Consider the following 19,072-nt stretch of genomic DNA (forward strand, 5'->3'; position numbering starts at 1 on the left):
TTTTTTATAATCAGAAAAAGCTACTGACAAACTGTTGTCACATTGTGTTTTTAATTTTGTTTCATAAACATAAAAAAACAAACAAAATGAACACTAATGCACAAGTAATCAGCCCTGAACACCTGTTAAAACACTGGCAAGGTCACCGTACCCTAACCCGTCGTGTTATTGAGGTCTTTCCCGAAAAAGATTTCTTTGATTTCTCTATCGGAGGGATGCGTCCTTTTTCTCAATTGATTTCCGAACTTTTAGCTATTGCCGCTCCCGCATTAAAAGGGATCGTAAACAGAGACGAGCAACCGTATCAAGAAGGACAAAACGCATCATTAACCACAAAAGCACAATATTTACAAAAATGGGATGAAGCTACAGAGGAGATCAACCAGTATTGGAGTAAACTTTCCATTGAAGATTTTGAAAAAACATTCAATCTTTTCGGGCAATATGAGTTCCCGATCATTGAAAACATCTTATACTTCATTGATAACGAAATTCATCACAGAGGGCAAGCCTACGTTTATTTAAGAGCACTTGGACAAACACCTCCTCTTTTTTGGGAAAGAGAATTATAATAAAGTATGACCCCGAAGCATTTTCGGGGTTTATTTTAACAAGCCTGTTTTATAAGTTTCCAACAATTCCAACACCCGTTCTTTTAACCTTTGTGGCTCGACTATAACGGCAAAATCCATAAACATCAACACCCATCTTGAGAAACCGTTTTCAACGTCACGACTTAAAAAAGTCATCTCTATCTTATCCTCTACATTTTTCTGAGAAATAAAACCATGGTATTTTTTCTCATTTTCAAGATATTTGGAAATCTTTTTATCTACTAAAAGCACCACTTTTGTAGTAGGATATTCTTTTTCTTTGTTCAGGTACATTTCTAAAGCTCCGTGTTCTTTTACAAACGGAAACTTTGTTATTTTGATACCTTGAATCCTGTCTGCCCGAAATTGACGATAATCCTTTCTCAGATGACAGAAACCGAACACATACCAGTTATTATTATCGTGAAAGATCCCAACCGGCTCGATAGTTCTTTCCGACACCTCTTCAGCCTCAAATGACTGATATTGTAATTTCACTTGTGTTTTATCAGCAATGCTTTCAAAAAGAACAGCCATTGCTTCCGGCACAGCATCATTAAACAACTTACTTCCGGTTCTCTGAACAATAACTTTTGACTCAATGGCCGACAACCAATCCTTATCAGAATTTCTCAAAACAGATTTGATCTTAAACATAGCAGAAGTGTAATGTGCTCCTAATTCTTTATCAATGAATGTCTGCATCAATTTTTCAGCCGCAATAAAACTACCGGCTTCTTCACGGGTAAACATTACCGGAGGCAATCGGTACCCTTCTACCAATGAATAACCGACACCCGGTTCTCCATAGATCGGAACTCCGGAAGCCTCCAAAGAGCGAATATCTCTGTAGATTGTTCGTAAGCTTACCTCAAAACGATCTGCCAGTTCTTGTGCTTTTACAACTCTTTTTGATTGCAATTGTATGAGTAGGGCAACAATCCGGTCAAACCGCTTCGGAGAATCATCAAACATAACTAATTCGTTTTCTCAAAAATAACCATTTGCTTCGGATTCCTAAGCATAAATAATTACAATCTACTACTTCTTATTATTTCTTTCATTCTTCTAAACTTTCTTTCTGTACTAATACTTTTTCTTGATCTATAAACACTTCACTATTGCTTTCTAATCCTTACTTTTGCAAAAAATTGATTCTTTTGAAAAAAACACATTACAAAAATGCTTCTATAGCATATAGTGATAAAGGCTCCGGAAATGCCGTAGTTCTTCTTCATGGCTTTTTAGAAAATCAAAAAATGTGGCGTCATTTAGAACCGCTTTTAAAAGAACAATATCGTGTTATTAACATTGACCTTTTAGGTCATGGTCAATCTGACTCACTGGGTTATGTACACGCTATGGAAGACATGGCAGATGTTGTTTTTCACGTACTACGGGAATCAGGAATTAAAGAAGCCGTTTTTATAGGTCACTCTATGGGCGGATATGCTGCTTTAGCTATTGCCGAATTATATCCCGAAGCCGTAAAAGGTATCGTTCTTCTGAATTCGACTTCAAAGGAGGATTCGGAAATAAAAAAGAAAAACAGAGACCGGGCTATTAAAGTTTTCAAAAAAAACCATATAGCTGCAATTAATATGGCGATTACCAACTTATTCAGCGAGGAAAACCAAACCACTATGCAAGCAGAAATAGAACAAGTGAAAAAAGATGCTATCAACACTCCGCTTCAAGGCATCATCGCTACCCAGGAAGGGATAAAAAACCGTAAAGACCGGGAATTTATTCTTCACCAGTCTGATTTTCCTAAACTTCTCATTTTAGGAAACAATGACCCTGTTCTAAATTATGAAGAAAGTCTTAAACAAGCAGAAGGCACAAACACCAAGGTTGTTTCATTGCATGGAGGACACATGAGCCACTTAGAGAACAAAAAGGAAACTACTCATGAGATTCTTTCTTTTTTAAAAACTTGTTTCAACTAAACCCATTGCTCTTCAAAAGCTAAATCAGGATTTAAGATTTGTGCTATTAAAAATGCTAATTCTTCTTTAAAAAGCTCTACTATTTCCAGAGTAATATAGGTTTCCTTATCGTATGCGAAAGGCATAAATCCTCCTTTGAGATTCTTAAATGAAATAATTCCGGCTTCAATCTCCTCTTTCGGAAACCCGAATTGTTGAACATACATTAATGCATAACAAAGCAACTGAATGGATTTTTCATTTTTTAAATCTTCTGTCATGCCCTCAAAAGACTTGATCCTTAAATTTCTTGCTTCTACTTTTCCGGTTTTATAATCCACAATGCGCAATTTTCCGTCACATAGCTCTATTCTGTCTACTTTTCCGGAGATCTTTACTGTATAAGGCAATCGAGCATGTTCTAATTCTCCTCTTAATTCTGTTTCCAACATTAAGATCTTAATTGTTTCACCGGATTCTATCCTATTCTTTTCTAACTGCAAAAAGTTGTATACATTTCGTTTAGCTACCTCAAAAGCTAAAAAATTTTTACCTTTTTTGATCTCACCTTCTTTATAAACTTCTTTAAACTTTTGCAAAACCACATCATCAAGTTGGCTTGTCATTAACGCAATACTTTGAAGCGATAAAAAATCTCCTACGAATGGCTGATACAATTGTTCCAAACTTTCATGAACTATAGTTCCCAGTGTATTAACAGCAATATTCTCTTCTACTTCATCCGATTCCCTTATTCCTAAGACTCTCTGAAAATAAAACCGGATCGGATTTCTGATATAAGCCGTTAAAGAAGAAGGTGAAAATCCTTTTCCTATTGCAATTTCCTGTAAGCGATCTAAGGCAAGCTCTGATTTTTCAATTCGAATTTTTTCATACGGTTTATCAGGCAAAACAGCATTATAGATCAGTTGTTGCATGTGATGCTTGGGGAGTTTTTCAATCTCCAACTGAGTAATAAACCTACTTTTTTCTCCTGCGTCGATCCCTTCACTATCCGTATTATACAAAAGAAAAATATTTTTTGCCCGAAATAGCAAATGATAAAAATGGTAACTATAGATAGCATCCTTTTCTTTATAGGTTGGCAAACCGATCTCTTGCTTTACATCATAAGGAATGAATGACTGCTGACTCTTTCCTGAAGGAAACTTCCCTTCGTTAACAGAAGTTATGATTACATTTTCAAAATCTAAAACCCTGCTTTCCAGAACACCCATTACCTGCAAACCGGTCAAGGGCTCCCCTTCAAAAGACACCTCTGCCAGATCCACAATCTGTTTATACGTTGCCTGAATGTCTTTTACGGAGATCATTTTTTCATATTTTTCCTGATAAACAATCATCTTATTAAGCATCTTATAAACGCTATATACGAAAGCCTGCGAAACTTTCTCATCCTCTCCTTCTGACCTAAGAAAGTCGCGAAGCATAATTGTGATCCCCTTAAGTGATTCCAGAATTTGAATGACGCTCATACCATCCCAACGAGAGAATAATGTTGTGAAAAGAGCTTCATTTACAAATGCAACTTCATTCTTTAAACGGAAAAGCGTTTCTAAGGAGAAAAAAGTGAAGTTATTGAAATTAATAATTTGTACCAGTTCGTGAAAATTACCGAATGGTTCTATAAAGGGATGATTCAGAACTTCTAGTACTTCTTTATAATACAACGTGTAATGCTGCTCATTGCGTGTCAGTGCATTTACATGAAGTTTAATGATCTTTGCAATAAGAAGTTGCGCCGGATTATTTTTACTGGGATAACCCATAGTGATGTTAAGGCTATCAACCTTTTTCGGCAAACTATTTAAAACCGGAAGTAATAAGTTCTCGTCGCCCAGAACCAATGCTGTTTTATCTAAAGTATGTCCATCTTCTGTCAAATCACTCACCAGCTTTCCTGCAATTCTGGCCTGACCAACTGATTTTGGAGTACCGATTATCTTAATATTCTTTTCCTCTGAAAAATGATTAAAGGCCCAATCAAAAGAATCTGACGCTAAATAAGGTTTCCAGTTCTTCTTAAAACGTCGGATAAACAAGCCGGCATCATGATGTACATTTTCCAGAAAATAATTATCGATATCCCAATAAACCTTACCTAAACCATTTGTTATGAAATGCAGTATGATCTTTTCTTCTGAAGCATTCAAGGCATTGAACCCTGCAAAAACATAATTAGCTTTTTCTGAAGAAAAAGCAGGTAATTTACGAACTGCTTCTCTGTAAATTAATCCCTGGTAACCAACTCCCCTTTCTTTAAGATGTTTATACAACTGTTCGTAATACTGAGGTAATTTTTTCCAGAAAGCCAGATGCTTATCGATCAGCTCTGTAGTATCGTTGTGTTCAAGTTTCCACCGTTTTAAAGCTTCAATATCACTCAAATAAGAAAATATGTAAGTCGGCTCTATTAAATAACGATCGATTTCATTAAAGTCCTGAATTGCTATTTTTGCCCAACCTGAAAACACATCAAAAGACTGCTGATCTTCTTTCTCTGTCATTGAAAGGTAAACATCATAAAACTCAAACAAAAGTTCAATACTATCAACACTTCTAATGCCTGAGATTTCCTGAATAAGCTCTTCTATACTGGCAATCTTTGGTGCAAAATTAGTTTCCGACCATTCTTCCCTGAGAATATCCAGTAAAAAAACACGGGCTCTCTTATTAGGCAAAACGATAACCGCTCTGCTCAAATCATCTTCATAGTCAGCTAATATCTTACCGGAAAGTGTTTGTAGAAAGGTTTTTGCCATCATATTATAAAAATAAAAAAACGTCCCTAAAATCGGGACGTTTTCTTTATCTATTTTTTTAAACTATTTCCGGTAGAAATTATTTTACTAATTTAACTTCAACTCTACGGTTGTTAGCTCTACCTTTAGCAGTTTTATTTGTATCGATTGGTTTAGTTTCACCAAAACCAACAGAAGTTAATCTTGAGTCATCGATACCGTTTTCTACTAAATAAGTTTCAACAGCAGAAGCTCTTTCTTCAGATAATTTTTGGTTTAATGCATCTGAACCTTGGCTATCAGTATGTCCTTCGATAGAGAATTTAGCAGAAGGATACTCTTTTAAGATAGCTGTAATAGCTTGTAAAACTGGATACGTTTGTTTTTGGAATGAAGATTTACCAGAGTTAAACAAGATAGTTTTAGCATACTCGTTTAATTTTTTGATAGCTTCATCAGAAACTTCAGGACATCCGTGGTTAGCAACTGTACCGGCAACTGTAGGACATTGATCATCTTTATCAGCTACTCCGTCACCGTCTGTATCAGGCCAAGGACAACCAGCGTTTTCTTTAGGACCTTTAACGTTAGGACAGTTATCATCTTTATCAGCTACTCCGTCACCGTCAGCATCCGGACAACCTTTCATGATTTTAGAACCAGCTACATCCGGACAAGCGTCTTCTGAATCAATGATTCCGTCACCGTCTGTATCAGGACATCCGTTGAATTCTTTTAAACCAGCTACATCCGGACAAGAATCATCTTTATCAGCAATTCCGTCACCGTCTGTATCAGGACATCCGTTGAATTCTTTTAAACCAGCTTCTTCCGGACAAGCATCATCTTTATCATAGATACCGTCACCGTCTGTATCTTTACCTCCGAATTTGAAAGTAAGACCTGCAAAATGTTGGAAGTGAGTAGGAACATCTAAATCCGGCACTCTATTATCATCAAATGAGTGTTTGTAAGTAGTTTGTAATTGTAAACCTACTTGTTCTGTGAACCAGAAAGTTAAACCAACACCTCCGTTTACAGTACCTGCAGAAGCATCACCAACGAATTGGTAACCTCCACCAACTTGTAATGATGGGTCTAACCATTTTGTACCGATTAAATCCATAAAGCTGTATTTAACAGCTGCATCGATACCATAATATGATAAATCACCTGGGTTGTAAACTAAATCTGTAGATTCAGTACCAGGAACTCTGTCGATCCATTTGTCAATTTTGTTAACAGATCCTGTTAACCCTACTGAAAAACCATCTCCAACGTATCTGGATACGTTTAAGTAAGAAACTGATGGCAAGATGTTCCAGTTACTTTTTGCGTTTACTAATTGCACAAATTTCGGACTATCGTTTCCTTCAGCACTAATTTTAGTATCAACAGCGTTAACACCAAATGATACTGCCCATGGGTTGTTGCTGTCCTGTGCTTGAGTAGCTAAACCTGCAAACATAAAAGCAGCAGCAAATAATTTGTTTAAATGTTTCATACTTTACTATTTTAATTACAATGCGTTATAATTAGAACAAAAGTAATATTTTTTTTTAATTACAAAAAACTTTGTTAAAAAAAGTAAATATTAAAATTTCTTATCCTATGATATTTAACAACTTACCAACTTCTGTAAAGGCCTGAATAGCTCTATCTAAATGTTCTTTCTCATGTGCTGCCGATAATTGCACCCTGATTCTCGCCTTATCTTTAGGAACAACCGGATAGAAGAAACCAATCACATACACTCCTTTTTTAAGCAATTCATCAGCCATTGTTTGCGACAATTTGGCATCGTACAACATAACCGGGACAATAGCAGAATCTCCGTCTATAATATCAAATCCGGCTGCTTTCATTCCTTGTTTAAAATAATTAGTGTTCCACTCTAACTTATCGCGTAATGAAGTGTCTTTTTCTAATAATTCGAAAACTTTCAAAGAAGCTCCGACAATACTTGGTGCCAGAGAATTAGAAAACAAATACGGACGTGACCGCTGGCGTAAGATCTCTATGATTTCCTTTTTGGCTGTAGTATATCCTCCCATTGCTCCTCCAAGCGCTTTCCCGAGTGTTCCCGTGATAATATCAACTCTTCCCATCACACCCTTAGCTTCTAAAGTACCTTTACCTGTAGCACCAATAAATCCGGCTGCATGACATTCATCAACCATTACCATGGCATCATATTGTTCTGCCAAATCACAGATCTTGTCCAAAGGCGCTACTAAGCCGTCCATAGAAAAGACCCCGTCTGTTACAATCAATTTGAATCGACGACCTTCAGCATTGGCTTTAATTAATTGCTGCTCCAGATCTGCCATATTATTATTTTCATATCTGTAACGAGCCGCTTTACACAAGCGAACACCGTCGATAATAGAAGCGTGATTTAAACTATCTGAGATAATAGCATCTTCTTCCCCTAATAACGGTTCGAACACGCCACCATTAGCATCAAAAGCCGCTGCATATAAAATTGTATCTTCAGTCCCGTAGAAATCAGCGATCTTTTGTTCCAATTCTTTATGAATATCCTGAGTTCCGCAAATAAAACGAACAGATGACATTCCGAAACCGTGTGAATCCATCGTGTCTTTTGCTGCCTGAATTACCTCCGGATGTGATGAAAGTCCTAAATAATTATTAGCACAAAAATTCAAAACAGTCTCTCCCGTTGAAATGGTAATTTCTGCTCCTTGCGGCGAAGTAATGATTCTTTCTTTTTTATATAGACCGTTCTCTTTTATGGTCTCAATCTCATTTTGTAAGTGTTGTTTAATTTTTCCGTACATTTTATTTAGTTTAGTTTTTTGTTGTTTACAAAATTACAACTTCTACCTGATCTCCTATTGTGTAGACCAAAACTTTTTTCACCACACTAAAACCCATTTTTTCTAAAGCAGATGTATAACTCAATACTTGCCGGATATGCTCTTCTTTTTTATCTCCTGTTTTATAATCCAACAAATAGGCTTTCCTTTCCTCAACGACTACTCTGTCCGGTTTTATATTCCCTAATTGCTGATCGATAATCGTTCGTTCATTGTAAATTTCGCCTTCGGAATTAAAGAACTCGTGAAGTTCAGGATGTGTTACTATTTGTACCAATACTTCTTTTACTTCTTTTTGTTGTCCCATTGTAATCAAGCCGTTTTCTTTTGCCTGCTCCAAGGCCATTTCAAGATCATCTTTTTTGTGGATATAGGATAAAATTTCATGCAATACGTTTCCGAAATCAATAGCTTTTTGCTGATTACTCCCCCACATCAGAGCTTCTCTCTGAGCGATCCTGATATTCTGAAAAGGTAATTTTTCAGACACAACTTCAATCTTTCCTTGCTTTCCCCTTGCTTGATGAACAGAAGAAATTCTTTCAGGACTACCGAAAGTAATTGTTCTTTTTTCTTCCCCAAATCCTTTATACAGCTGTAAAAACTCTATAAAATAGGATGATAAATTATTAGGCAGTCCACTTTTATTCACTAAATAATTTGACACAATATGCAACTGTTCTTCGGCTCTTGTAAGTGCCACATAAAGTACATTAATTGCATCTAAAATCTCCTCCTGACTTCTTTCCTGATAAATTTCTTTTGCTTTTTGACCATAAGTCTCGACCTCACTTTTTTGATTCACCAAAGCTTTCGGAAAATCGATTTGATCTTCTTCATCAAAATCAATCCAAAGCTTGTCTTTAATTCTTCTACTGAAATTTTCTTCAGCAAACGGGTAAATGACCACCGGAAATTCTAATCCTTTTGATTTATGAATAGTCATGATGCGAACGGCATCACTTTCTTCCGGAGAAGGAATACTTTTCTGAAATCCGGTTTTATCCCAATACTCCAGAAAATCTGCAATACCGGATTGTGTTTTACTGTCACGCTCTAAAACCAAGTCTAAAAAATACTGCACATAAGACGTATTCGCTTTTGGCTGTATAAAAGCTGTCACTAATAATTCTACGGCTTCATACAAGGATTTTTTTCTACAATGAGCAAATGACACCTGAACCCCTGCTTTTTGAAGCTCCAGTTCGATTTCTTTTTCGGTCAACCCTTTCAGTTTCACAATAAAATCATGCACCGGCAATTCCGTTTGTTTGTATTTAGCCACATAGTATAGCAGAAAGACTTTTGATTCTTCATCTTTACTGTTATTCAAATACCGAAGCAAAGCAACGAGTAATTTTACTTCCGTTGCATTTTGAATCAATAAAGTCTCTGAGGAAAGGATCGGAATTCCGCTTTCGGTCAAATAATTGGCCAGCAATACCCCTTCAGACTTTCTTCTCGTAAGCAACGTGATGTCCTTATAGTCAAATCCGTTTTGTCTCACATTTTCGATGATTTCTTTCGTCTTATCCAGATAAATCTTTTCCTTTATAGAATAATCTGAATCATCATCAAAAGTTTCAGCATTCTCTGTATCCGGAATATCAATAAAAGAAACCGAAACACAACCTCCCGGTTTGTCGTTCTTTTCCTGAAATGAAAATTCTTTATATAAATTTATATAATCTTCATTTTCAAACTTCCCGGACAAAAAAGCGAAAAACGCATTGTTAAAGTCAACTACCTCGTCATAACTTCTGTAATTGACCTTGAGCCTTTCCACTTGTTTTGATTTATTAGAAAACGGATTTTGATCTTTACTCAAAGCTATAAACTGTTCTGCTTTTCCGCCCCGCCAACGGTAAATGGCTTGTTTGGGATCGCCCACGATCATCAAAGAGCCCTGCACACCATTTTCTTCAGAAGCCAAAGCATTATCAATCAAGGGAATTAAATTATGCCACTGCAACACGGAAGTATCCTGAAATTCATCAATAAAAAAATATCGATACTTATCTCCCAGTTTTTCATAAATAAAAGGCGCCGGCTGATCCTGAATTTCATTTGAAATGATTTTATTAAAATCAGAGATCGACAATACATTTTGCTCTTCCTGTATTTTTTTATACTCCAAATGAATAATATTAAGCAATGAAAGCGGATTGATATTTTGCAAAAAGGCTTCATAAAAAGCTATTTTCCCATAGTTAGCATAAACCTGAGCCAGCTTTTTCAATATCTCGGGCTTCCAGTGTTCAATACTATCCGCATCTTTGGCTTTGGCTTTCACCTTAATATCTTCTGGCTCCCAGTATTTCTTCTGTGTCGGTTTAAGTTCATTTTCCTGAATATTATCGAGATGTCTTATAAAATAAACCTGAAAAGAGTTAATATCAATTCCCTCATCAGCAATAAGATTTTTTATTGCTTTTCCTAATTCCATAGTGTTTTCCGTCAGTTCCTGAACTTTTATTTTCAAGACTTTCTTTATATCACTAAAATCACCGAAATTCTTATCTTCAAAAGCAGCTATTTCTGCTGCATTATTTTCGTTCACCAATAATTTAGCAACCTCAAAAAGTTCGCGTGAAACGTCCCAATTCTTATCATCATCTGTCTTCGCTTTCGTAAACTCAAGCAAGAACTGAGTAATTGCCTCATCTTCTCCTACTTTGGCAATAACTACATCTACCGCTTCCTGTAACAGCGTATCTGTATCTAAAGCAATTTCAAAATTGGACGGCAAGTTAAGATCTTGCGCAAAAGAACGAATGACCTTATGTGTAAATTTATCAATAGTAGAAATTCCAAAAGCTGTATAATTATGGATAATATGCGTGATAATTTCCTTCGCTTTTTCTTTTATCGTTGCAATTGACAAACCGGTTTCAACAGAAATATCCTTTAAAAGCGGCTCATATTTTTCTGCAGTATCGCCTTTTGAGAATTCATACAAACTATTTACAATTCGATTCTTCATTTCCTCAACAGCCTTGTTTGTGAAAGTAATAGCCAGAATTCTTTTGTAAACATCAGGAGTTTGCGCCCGAAACAAGATTTTTAAATATTCTCTCGTGAGTGTATACGTTTTCCCGGAACCTGCTGAAGCATCGTAAATTGTAAAAGCGGCTTGTTTCAAATTGTTATATTTATCTTAATTATGGTGATATAAAAACTATCTATTTTACAGAACAAAGTTTATTTCGTAAATTTGGGAAAAATATTAATAATCTAAAAATATAATATTATGGCATTTGAGTTACCAAAATTACCCTATGCATACGATGCATTGGAACCACATATTGATGCAAGAACCATGGAAATTCACCATACAAAGCATCACAACGGATACACTACTAATCTTAATAATGCAATTGCAGGTACAGATTTAGAAGGTAAAACAATCGAAAACATCTTAATTAATCTGGACATGAATAACACTGCTGTTAGAAATAACGGAGGTGGTTATTACAATCACAATTTATTTTGGACCATTTTAAGCCCTAATGGTGGTGGTGCTCCAACCGGTGAATTAGCTGAAGCTATTGACAGAGATTTCGGTTCGTTTGAAGAATTCAAAAATCAGTTTTCAAAAGCGGCTGCTACTCGTTTCGGTAGTGGTTGGGCTTGGCTATGTGTTCACGAAGGTGGTAAGTTAGAAATTTGCTCTTCTGCTAACCAAGACAATCCTTTAATGCCGGGTATCGGTTGTGGAGGAAACCCAGTCTTAGGATTAGACGTTTGGGAACATGCTTACTATTTACATTATCAAAACAGAAGACCGGATTATATTGAAGCTTTCTTCAATGTAATTAACTGGACTGAAGTAGCCAGACGTTTTGCTACTGAAAAATAAATTTTATTGATTTTATATTTTTTAGTTAAAAAAGGGAGAACATTATGTAATGTTCTCCCTTTTTCTTTTCAGTTCCTTACTAAGTAAAAATAAAAAAGGTGAAATTTCTTTCACCCTTTTTGCCCCAAATCTACCATAAAACTTAACCTACTAATTTTCTGGTAGTGCTAAGATATGGCGACATCTAAATTATTTCATAAAAAAATTGTTGAACAACACAAAAAACCGATAAACTGCATTTTTAAAACTCTTTTTTTAATATATCTAAGTTAAAAACAAAAAAAAGGTGAAATTTCTTTCACCTTTTTGCCCCCAAATCTACCATAAAACTTAACCTACTAATTTTCTGGTAGTGCTAAGATATGGCGATAATTAAATTATATCCTAAAAAAATTGACAAATGCTTAAAAAAATCGACAAAATACAATAAATTAGTAAGCGCGAGCATCTTTCCCTTCATAAAAATTCATGAACGCTCTATTCACTACCCGGTTTCCTCCCGCTGTAGGATAATCACCGGTAAAATACCAATCTCCTAAATTTTTCGGACATGCTTTGTGCAAATCTTCTACTTTTTGATAAATAACCTTAACAGTAGCACTTGTGTTTGGCGGAGTCAACATTTGAGCGATCTTGTCTGATATTTCCTCATCTGTAAAAGGAGCATAGATCTCCTTTACATAATTGACCACTTCTGCATCTGAGAAATTTTCCTGTGCTTTTGATTTTTGGTAAACCTCTTCGATAAGATTGTGCATATTTCTTTCCTTTAAGAGCTCAAGTGCTGCCTTGAATGCCACCAACCCTTCTAACTTAGCCATATCAATACCATAACAATCCGGAAAACGTATTTGTGGTGCAGAAGAAACAACTACAATACTTTTAGGTCTTAGTCTATCCATCATTTTAATAATACTCTGCTTCAAAGTTGTTCCTCTCACAATACTATCATCAATGATTACTAAATGATCTGTATGTTTAACCACTCCATAAGTCACATCATAAACATGCGCTACTAAGTCATCTCTACTACTATCCTCAGTAATAAAGGTTCTAAGCTTTGCATCTTTTATCGCAATCTTCTCTGTTCGGATCTTAACATCCAATATTTTATGCAATTGCTCGTCTGTCAGTTGTCCTTTCGCTTCTAAAATGGCTTTTGCTTTCCTTTGGTTTAAAAAATCCTGAGCCGCTTCGGCCATACCGAAAAAGGAAGTTTCAGCTGTATTAGGTATATATGAGAATACTGTATTGTCTGTATCATTATCAATAGCTTTCAAAACCGCCGGAAAGACTCTTTTTCCTAAATCTTTACGTTCCTGATAGATTTCCGCATCACTACCTCTTGAAAAATATATCCGTTCAAAAGAACATGCTTTTTTAATTAAAGGAGTCCTGATCTCTTTAATTGAAACATCTCCGCTTTTTTTAACGATTATAGCCTTACCGGGATCTAATTCCTGAACTTTATCAAAAGGCACATCAAAAACAGTTTGAATTACAGGACGCTCAGAAGCTACAACCACAACCTCATCATCCTGATAATAATATGTTGGACGTATTCCTGCGGGATCACGCATCACAAAAGCATCACCATGCCCTAGTAATCCGGCCATTGCATAGCCTCCGTCCCAGTTTCTTGAGGCACGCTCTAATATTCTCTGTATGTTTAATCTTTCAGCAATAGCCGCTGAGGCTTCCATTTTTGAAAGTCCTTCTTTTTTACATTCTTTATACACATCGTTAACCTCATCATCCAGAAAATGACCTATTTTTTCCATTACCGTTACGGTATCTGCCATTTCTTTAGGATGTTGCCCCAGATTTACCAAATCCTGAAATAATTCTCTAACATTGGTCATATTGAAATTACCGGCAACAATCAGGTTACGGTGCATCCAGTTATTCTGGCGTAAAAAAGGGTGAACGCTTTCGATGTTGTTTTTTCCGAATGTTCCATAACGAACGTGACCTAAGAACAGTTCACCTATATAAGGAATAGTTTCTTTTTGCAACTGAACATTATCATGAAGTTCCGGATGTTCTTCCAGCTCAAAATTGATACGGTCATTGATTTGAGTAAAAACATCTTTTATCGGTTGGGCATCATTGGAGCGCACTCTGCTGATGTATCGTTGGCCGGGTTCCATATCAAATTTTATACTAGCCAGACCGGCTCCGTCCTGTCCGCGATTGTGCTGCTTTTCCATCAACAGATACATTTTTTGTATTCCGTAGAAAGCTGATCCGTATTTTTCTTTATAATATTCTAATGGTTTTAATAATCGAAGTAAAGCAATACCACATTCGTGTTTAATAGCGTCGCTCATGAGTTGTTGTGTTGTTTGTTATTGGTTTGTTTTTAAAATCTAAATTAAAAATGCCCCGAAAAATCGGGGCATAATCTTACTCGTCTAATTCTATTTCAAATTGAGTCAATGCTTTAAACTGTTTTAAACGGGTATTAACATCTTCTCTTTTTAAATCTTCCATTCGTTTGGTTCCGAATTGTTCTACACAAAAGGAAGCCAGATTGGATCCATAAATAATCCCGTTTTTCATATTGTGAAATGAAATATTCTCACTTTGGGCAATGTATCCGGCAAAACCACCGGCAAATGTATCTCCCGCACCTGTGGGGTCAAAAACTTCTTCCAACGGAAGTGCCGGCGCGAAGAATACTTCTTTTTTGTGGAACAATAATGCACCGTGTTCTCCTTTTTTGATCACAACGTATTTCGGTCCCATTTCATGAATTTTTTCAGCAGCTTTAACTAAAGAATATTCTCCAGAAAGTTGGCGAGCCTCTTCATCATTAATGGTTATCACGTCTACACGCTTAATCACTTCCATCAATTCATCCCATGTATTATCCATCCAAAAGTTCATTGTATCTAATACAATTAACTTTGGTTTTTCAGTCAACTGATTTAAAACAGCTGTTTGAACCAAAGGATGTAAGTTACCTAACAGAACTACATCCGCATTTTTATAGGCTTCCGGAACTACAGGATTAAAATCAGCCAAAACATTTAGCTCCGTTACCAGAGTATCACGAGAGTTCAGATCGTTGTGGTATTTTCCGCTCCAAAAGAATGTTTTTCCCCCTTTAACCACTTCTACACCTTCGATATTTACGTCTTTATTCTCTAATAAATCTAAATATTCTTTTGGAAAATCTTCCCCTACAACGGATACAATTCCTGCATCGACATTAAAAAAAGAAGAAGCTAAACCAATGTACGTTGCCGCACCTCCTAAAATTTTATCTGTTTTCCCGAAAGGAGTTTCGATAGCATCAAAAGCTACCGTTCCTACAATCAATAATTTGTTCATTGAATTTCTATAAAAAATAAGGTGCAAAGATAATCTTTTCTCAGCAGAGTTGCAAAAGTTAAATTTTACGAAAACAACTTAAAAAGTAAACAAAAACTGTTCTGAAACAAGGTTTCGTTTCCTTAATTCTTAAAAGTAAATCTGTTAGTTTTTTTATACTTTTGAAAAACTATAAAACCAAGTTAATCAAGTCTTCAGATCATTAATTCCTATTTGGGCTATGGTCTTTATCCCCTGAGGGTTGTTTCCTTCAATTTCAAATCATGCAATTCATAAAAAATGTGATTGCATTCTAGTTCTTCATCTTGTTAAAAGTACCTAATAAAGTCTCGCACTGCATTTAAGGTAGTGAGTTCAGTAAAAGTTGCCATTGCACTACTTAGCATTTCACTCTCATAAGTTATTCCATCAAAAGTGATTTTATAAAACGACACATCACCTGATCCCGTACCTGAAGAATCGCAATTATTTAAACAGAAAGCACTTGTAAATAAAAGCGTGTAAATAATTTACATGGCAAAATTGCCCAAATGTTTTAGGGATTTTTTAAGGGTAATTGTCGAATTTTAATCTAAGGGTTTCCCTTGATTAAACTTTAAAAGTCTGGTTATTTTCTCCCGAAATCAGCCGGAATTTCTCCCCAGGCTTTAGTTTCCCATTTAACTATTGGCGTAGTATAGGTGTTTTTCTCTAACCAGATTTCTGCCCGTCGTATGAGCTCAAAAAGAGATTTGTTCTTTGCTGTAGGTTCTAATTTTGTATTGCATTTCTTTTTTTTTACCCAGCTCATTGCTGTTCTGGAGTCCGTATAAATAATACGATTACTTTGGTGCTTTTTTAAAAATGCTAATCCGTGTACAATGGCCAAAAATTCACCGATGTTATTGGTCCCCTCTTCAAACGGTCCTTGAATGAAAATTTGTTTTTTCGTTTTAGTATCCACTCCTCTATATTCCATTATTCCCGGATTACCACTGGACGCAGCATCCACTGAAATAGAGTTATAGTTCGGCAAACCGATCTTTTGAAGTTGAGCTTTATCAAGCTCGCTTTTAAACGTCTTTGGTTTACCTATATAATTTTTGTAGTCGTCTTTATAAGCTTTTTTAGCTTCTTCAAAAGTAAGAAATGATTTATATTGTGCCCCCAGATAATTTTTAATCTGAGCCTGACAATCTTCCCATGTTTCAAAAACTCCGGTATGGTGTCCTCTCCAAACAGTATAATATTTTTTCTTTTTTCCCACTATAATATCGGATAAGCCTTTTATTGTAACAACTTCTCAATAATTTTCGGAAAATGCTCATGTTCCAGTTCATGAACCTTTTGTGCAATTTCTTCCGGTGAAGTGCATTGTTCTATATTAACTACTTTTTGAAAAATATATTCTCCTTCGTCATAATGTTCATTCACATAATGCACTGTGATCCCCGTTTCTTTTTCCTTATTATGAAGAACCGCTTCGTGAACATATTTTCCATACATTCCTTTTCCTCCGTATTTCGGAAGCAATGCCGGATGAATATTTATAATTTTATCAGGATACAAGGCTATAATATCAGCAGGAAATTTCCATAAAAAACCGGCCAAGACGATCAAATCCGGTTTAATTTCCTCAATTTGTCGTGTAACGCCACCATTTTCAAACTCCTCCCTATCAAAAACAATACTTTTTATACCGTTTTTTCTTGCAATTTCTAAAACTCCTGCATTAGCTTTATTGGAAAAAACAGCAAAAATCTTTGCAAAAGTAGAATTTTTAAAATGCAAAATAATCTTTTCGGTATTAGAACCTGCTCCGGAAGCAAAGATTACTATTCTTCTCATAACCCCTTGATTTAACAGCACAAAAAAAAGAATAATAATTGGTAAAAAACAGAAAAAAAATCACTTTGTGAATTATTTTTTTTAATTTCGTAAACACATTTAACGTCAAAAATGTTGTTTTAAAATAAAGTTTTTTATTTTTGCCAACAAATTAAATTAAAAAATTGAAAGATTATGTCAGACATTGCATCAAGAGTAAAAGCGATCATCGTGGACAAATTAGGTGTTGACGAAAACGAAGTTGTAGCTGAAGCAAGCTTCACTAACGATTTAGGAGCTGATTCATTAGACACTGTTGAGCTAATCATGGAATTCGAAAAAGAATTTGACATTCAAATTCCAGATGACCAAGCTGAAAACATTGCTACTGTTGGTCAAGCTATTTCTTACATCGAGGAAGCTAAGAAATAATATTAATACACACCCGTAATAAGCTTATTGCGGGTGTTATTATTTAATCAGTTGATTATAACCCAAAAAGCAACTGATTTTCTAAGCTTTCGCTAATATTTTTTCAATGTAATTACTACATTTGCATTTGAAATTTTATTCATTTTAAAAACATTGATTGTATTACAATCATTAAATAAAGCATTATGTAATACCCATTGTTTCTTTTAGTTACCTTAAAAGCACTTTGGGTTTTTTTATATAACATAAAAATCTAGTTTATGCAATTAAAGCGTGTTGTAGTTACAGGTCTTGGGGCTTTAACTCCTATAGGGAATACCCTTCAAGAATACTGGGATGGCTTAATAAACGGTAAAAGTGGTGCTGCACCTATTACTTATTATGACACCGAGAAACATAAAACAAAATTTGCCTGCGAAGTTAAAAACTTCAACGTTGAAGATTTTATAGACCGTAAGGAAGTACGAAGACTGGATAAATTTTCGCAGTATGCTATAGTTGCCAGTGATGAAGCTATAAAAGATGCCGGAATAACACCGGAAAATGTAGATAAAAAAAGAGTTGGTGTCATCTGGGGTGCCGGTATCGGAGGTTTACAAACTTTCCAAGATGAAGTAATGAGCTATGCTCAGGGAGACGGAACGCCACGTTTCAGTCCGTTCTTTATCCCTAAAATGATCGCAGACATTGCTCCTGCACACATTTCTATGCGAAATGGGTTTATGGGACCTAACTACACTACAGTTTCTGCTTGTGCTTCTTCAGCTAATGCTCTTGTAGATGCCTTAAATTACATTCGTTTAGGAATGTGTGATGTTATTGTGTCCGGAGGGTCTGAAGCAGCCGTAACTATTGCAGGAATGGGCGGATTTAACTCTATGCAGGCTCTTTCTACAAGAAATGAATCACCCGAAACGGCTTCAAGACCTTTTGATGCTACTCGTGACGGTTTTGTTTTAGGAGAAGGTGCCGGTGCATTAGTATTGGAAGAGTACGAACATGCTAAAGCTCGTGGTGCAAAAATATATTGTGAAGTAGGCGGTGGTGGTTTATCATCAGATGCTTATCACTTAACGGCTCCACATCCGGAAGGAATCGGGGTTATAGCTGTAATGGAAAATTGTTTGAGAGACGCCGGTATAAATCCCGAAGATGTTGACCATATCAACACTCACGGTACTTCTACTCCTCTTGGAGACGTGGCTGAATTAAAAGCTATTTCGGCTGTTTTCGGTGACCATGCCAAAGACATCAATATCAACTCAACTAAATCCATGACAGGTCACTTACTGGGAGCTGCCGGCGCTATTGAAGCTATTGCTTCTATTATGGCCATCAAACACGGTATTGTTCCTCCTACGATCAATCATACAACTTATGATGAAAAGATCGATCCTTCTTTGAACCTGACTTTAAACAAAGCACAGGAAAGAGAAGTCAAAGTAGCCATGAGTAATACTTTTGGATTCGGAGGTCATAATGCGTGTGTGTTATTCAAAAAATTTGAAGATTAATT

At 35.8% G+C, this 19,072-nt stretch carries 14 protein-coding genes; 5 read left to right on the plus strand and 9 right to left on the minus strand.

Annotation, left to right across the window (positions count from 1 at the left end; genetic code table 11):
• Window positions 1-86 precede the first annotated feature (86 nt).
• Window positions 87-572: a DinB family protein gene (locus tag NHF50_RS06000; protein ID WP_109568831.1), complete on the plus strand. Its 486-nt coding sequence runs from the start codon at window positions 87-89 to the stop codon at window positions 570-572.
• A gap of 30 nt (window positions 573-602) precedes the next feature.
• Here the strand turns inward: NHF50_RS06000 and NHF50_RS06005 are convergent, their stop codons facing one another.
• The gene (locus NHF50_RS06005) at window positions 603-1,568 is read right to left on the minus strand and encodes a YafY family protein (RefSeq protein ID WP_252775374.1); all 966 of its coding nucleotides are present in this window, start codon (window positions 1,566-1,568) and stop codon (window positions 603-605) included.
• 185 nt (window positions 1,569-1,753) lie between these two features.
• Here NHF50_RS06005 and NHF50_RS06010 point away from each other — a divergent pair, with 185 nt between their 5' ends.
• A complete protein-coding gene (locus tag NHF50_RS06010) occupies window positions 1,754-2,542 on the plus strand; it encodes an alpha/beta fold hydrolase (protein ID WP_252775375.1) in 789 nt (262 codons plus the stop codon).
• Here NHF50_RS06010 and NHF50_RS06015 read toward each other — a convergent pair.
• From NHF50_RS06015 to NHF50_RS06030, 4 genes are all read right to left on the minus strand, one after another.
• Window positions 2,539-5,307 (minus strand): PD-(D/E)XK nuclease family protein, encoded by a 2,769-nt coding sequence (locus NHF50_RS06015; RefSeq protein WP_252775376.1) that lies wholly within the window; start codon window positions 5,305-5,307, stop codon window positions 2,539-2,541. The two genes, NHF50_RS06010 and NHF50_RS06015, sit on opposite strands and share 4 nt — an antisense overlap.
• Before the next feature lie 76 nt (window positions 5,308-5,383).
• Window positions 5,384-6,787, minus strand: a complete 1,404-nt coding sequence (locus tag NHF50_RS06020) for an OmpA family protein (protein ID WP_109568834.1) — start codon at window positions 6,785-6,787, stop codon at window positions 5,384-5,386.
• Between the two features lie 100 nt (window positions 6,788-6,887).
• Window positions 6,888-8,084, minus strand: a complete 1,197-nt coding sequence (gene kbl / locus NHF50_RS06025; RefSeq protein ID WP_252775377.1) for a glycine C-acetyltransferase — start codon at window positions 8,082-8,084, stop codon at window positions 6,888-6,890.
• 25 nt (window positions 8,085-8,109) lie between these two features.
• Window positions 8,110-11,265, minus strand: coding sequence for an exodeoxyribonuclease V subunit beta (locus tag NHF50_RS06030; RefSeq protein WP_252775378.1), 3,156 nt, complete (start codon window positions 11,263-11,265; stop codon window positions 8,110-8,112).
• A gap of 108 nt (window positions 11,266-11,373) precedes the next feature.
• Here NHF50_RS06030 and NHF50_RS06035 point away from each other — a divergent pair, with 108 nt between their 5' ends.
• A complete protein-coding gene (locus tag NHF50_RS06035; RefSeq protein ID WP_109568837.1) occupies window positions 11,374-11,982 on the plus strand; it encodes a superoxide dismutase in 609 nt (202 codons plus the stop codon).
• Between the two features lie 431 nt (window positions 11,983-12,413).
• Here the strand turns inward: NHF50_RS06035 and NHF50_RS06040 are convergent, their stop codons facing one another.
• From NHF50_RS06040 to NHF50_RS06055, 4 genes are all read right to left on the minus strand, one after another.
• Window positions 12,414-14,312 (minus strand): amidophosphoribosyltransferase, encoded by a 1,899-nt coding sequence (locus NHF50_RS06040; RefSeq protein WP_252775379.1) that lies wholly within the window; start codon window positions 14,310-14,312, stop codon window positions 12,414-12,416.
• Window positions 14,313-14,388: 76 nt separating this feature from the next.
• Window positions 14,389-15,318: a PfkB family carbohydrate kinase gene (locus NHF50_RS06045; protein ID WP_109568839.1), complete on the minus strand. Its 930-nt coding sequence runs from the start codon at window positions 15,316-15,318 to the stop codon at window positions 14,389-14,391.
• 607 nt (window positions 15,319-15,925) lie between these two features.
• Window positions 15,926-16,567: a viroplasmin family protein gene (locus NHF50_RS06050; RefSeq protein ID WP_252777311.1), complete on the minus strand. Its 642-nt coding sequence runs from the start codon at window positions 16,565-16,567 to the stop codon at window positions 15,926-15,928.
• 17 nt (window positions 16,568-16,584) lie between these two features.
• Window positions 16,585-17,145 (minus strand): phosphoribosylglycinamide formyltransferase, encoded by a 561-nt coding sequence (locus NHF50_RS06055; protein WP_252775380.1) that lies wholly within the window; start codon window positions 17,143-17,145, stop codon window positions 16,585-16,587.
• Between the two features lie 174 nt (window positions 17,146-17,319).
• On the opposite strand from NHF50_RS06055, the gene NHF50_RS06060 reads away from it, so the two are divergent.
• Window positions 17,320-17,556 (plus strand): acyl carrier protein, encoded by a 237-nt coding sequence (locus tag NHF50_RS06060; protein WP_002988156.1) that lies wholly within the window; start codon window positions 17,320-17,322, stop codon window positions 17,554-17,556.
• A gap of 260 nt (window positions 17,557-17,816) precedes the next feature.
• Complete coding sequence (fabF, locus tag NHF50_RS06065) at window positions 17,817-19,070, plus strand: beta-ketoacyl-ACP synthase II (protein ID WP_109568842.1); 1,254 nt, start codon at window positions 17,817-17,819, stop codon at window positions 19,068-19,070.
• The last annotated feature ends 2 nt before the right edge of the window (window positions 19,071-19,072 follow it).

This window comes from Flavobacterium sp. NRK F10, from assembly GCF_024054235.1.
Taxonomy (GTDB): domain Bacteria; phylum Bacteroidota; class Bacteroidia; order Flavobacteriales; family Flavobacteriaceae; genus Flavobacterium; species Flavobacterium sediminis.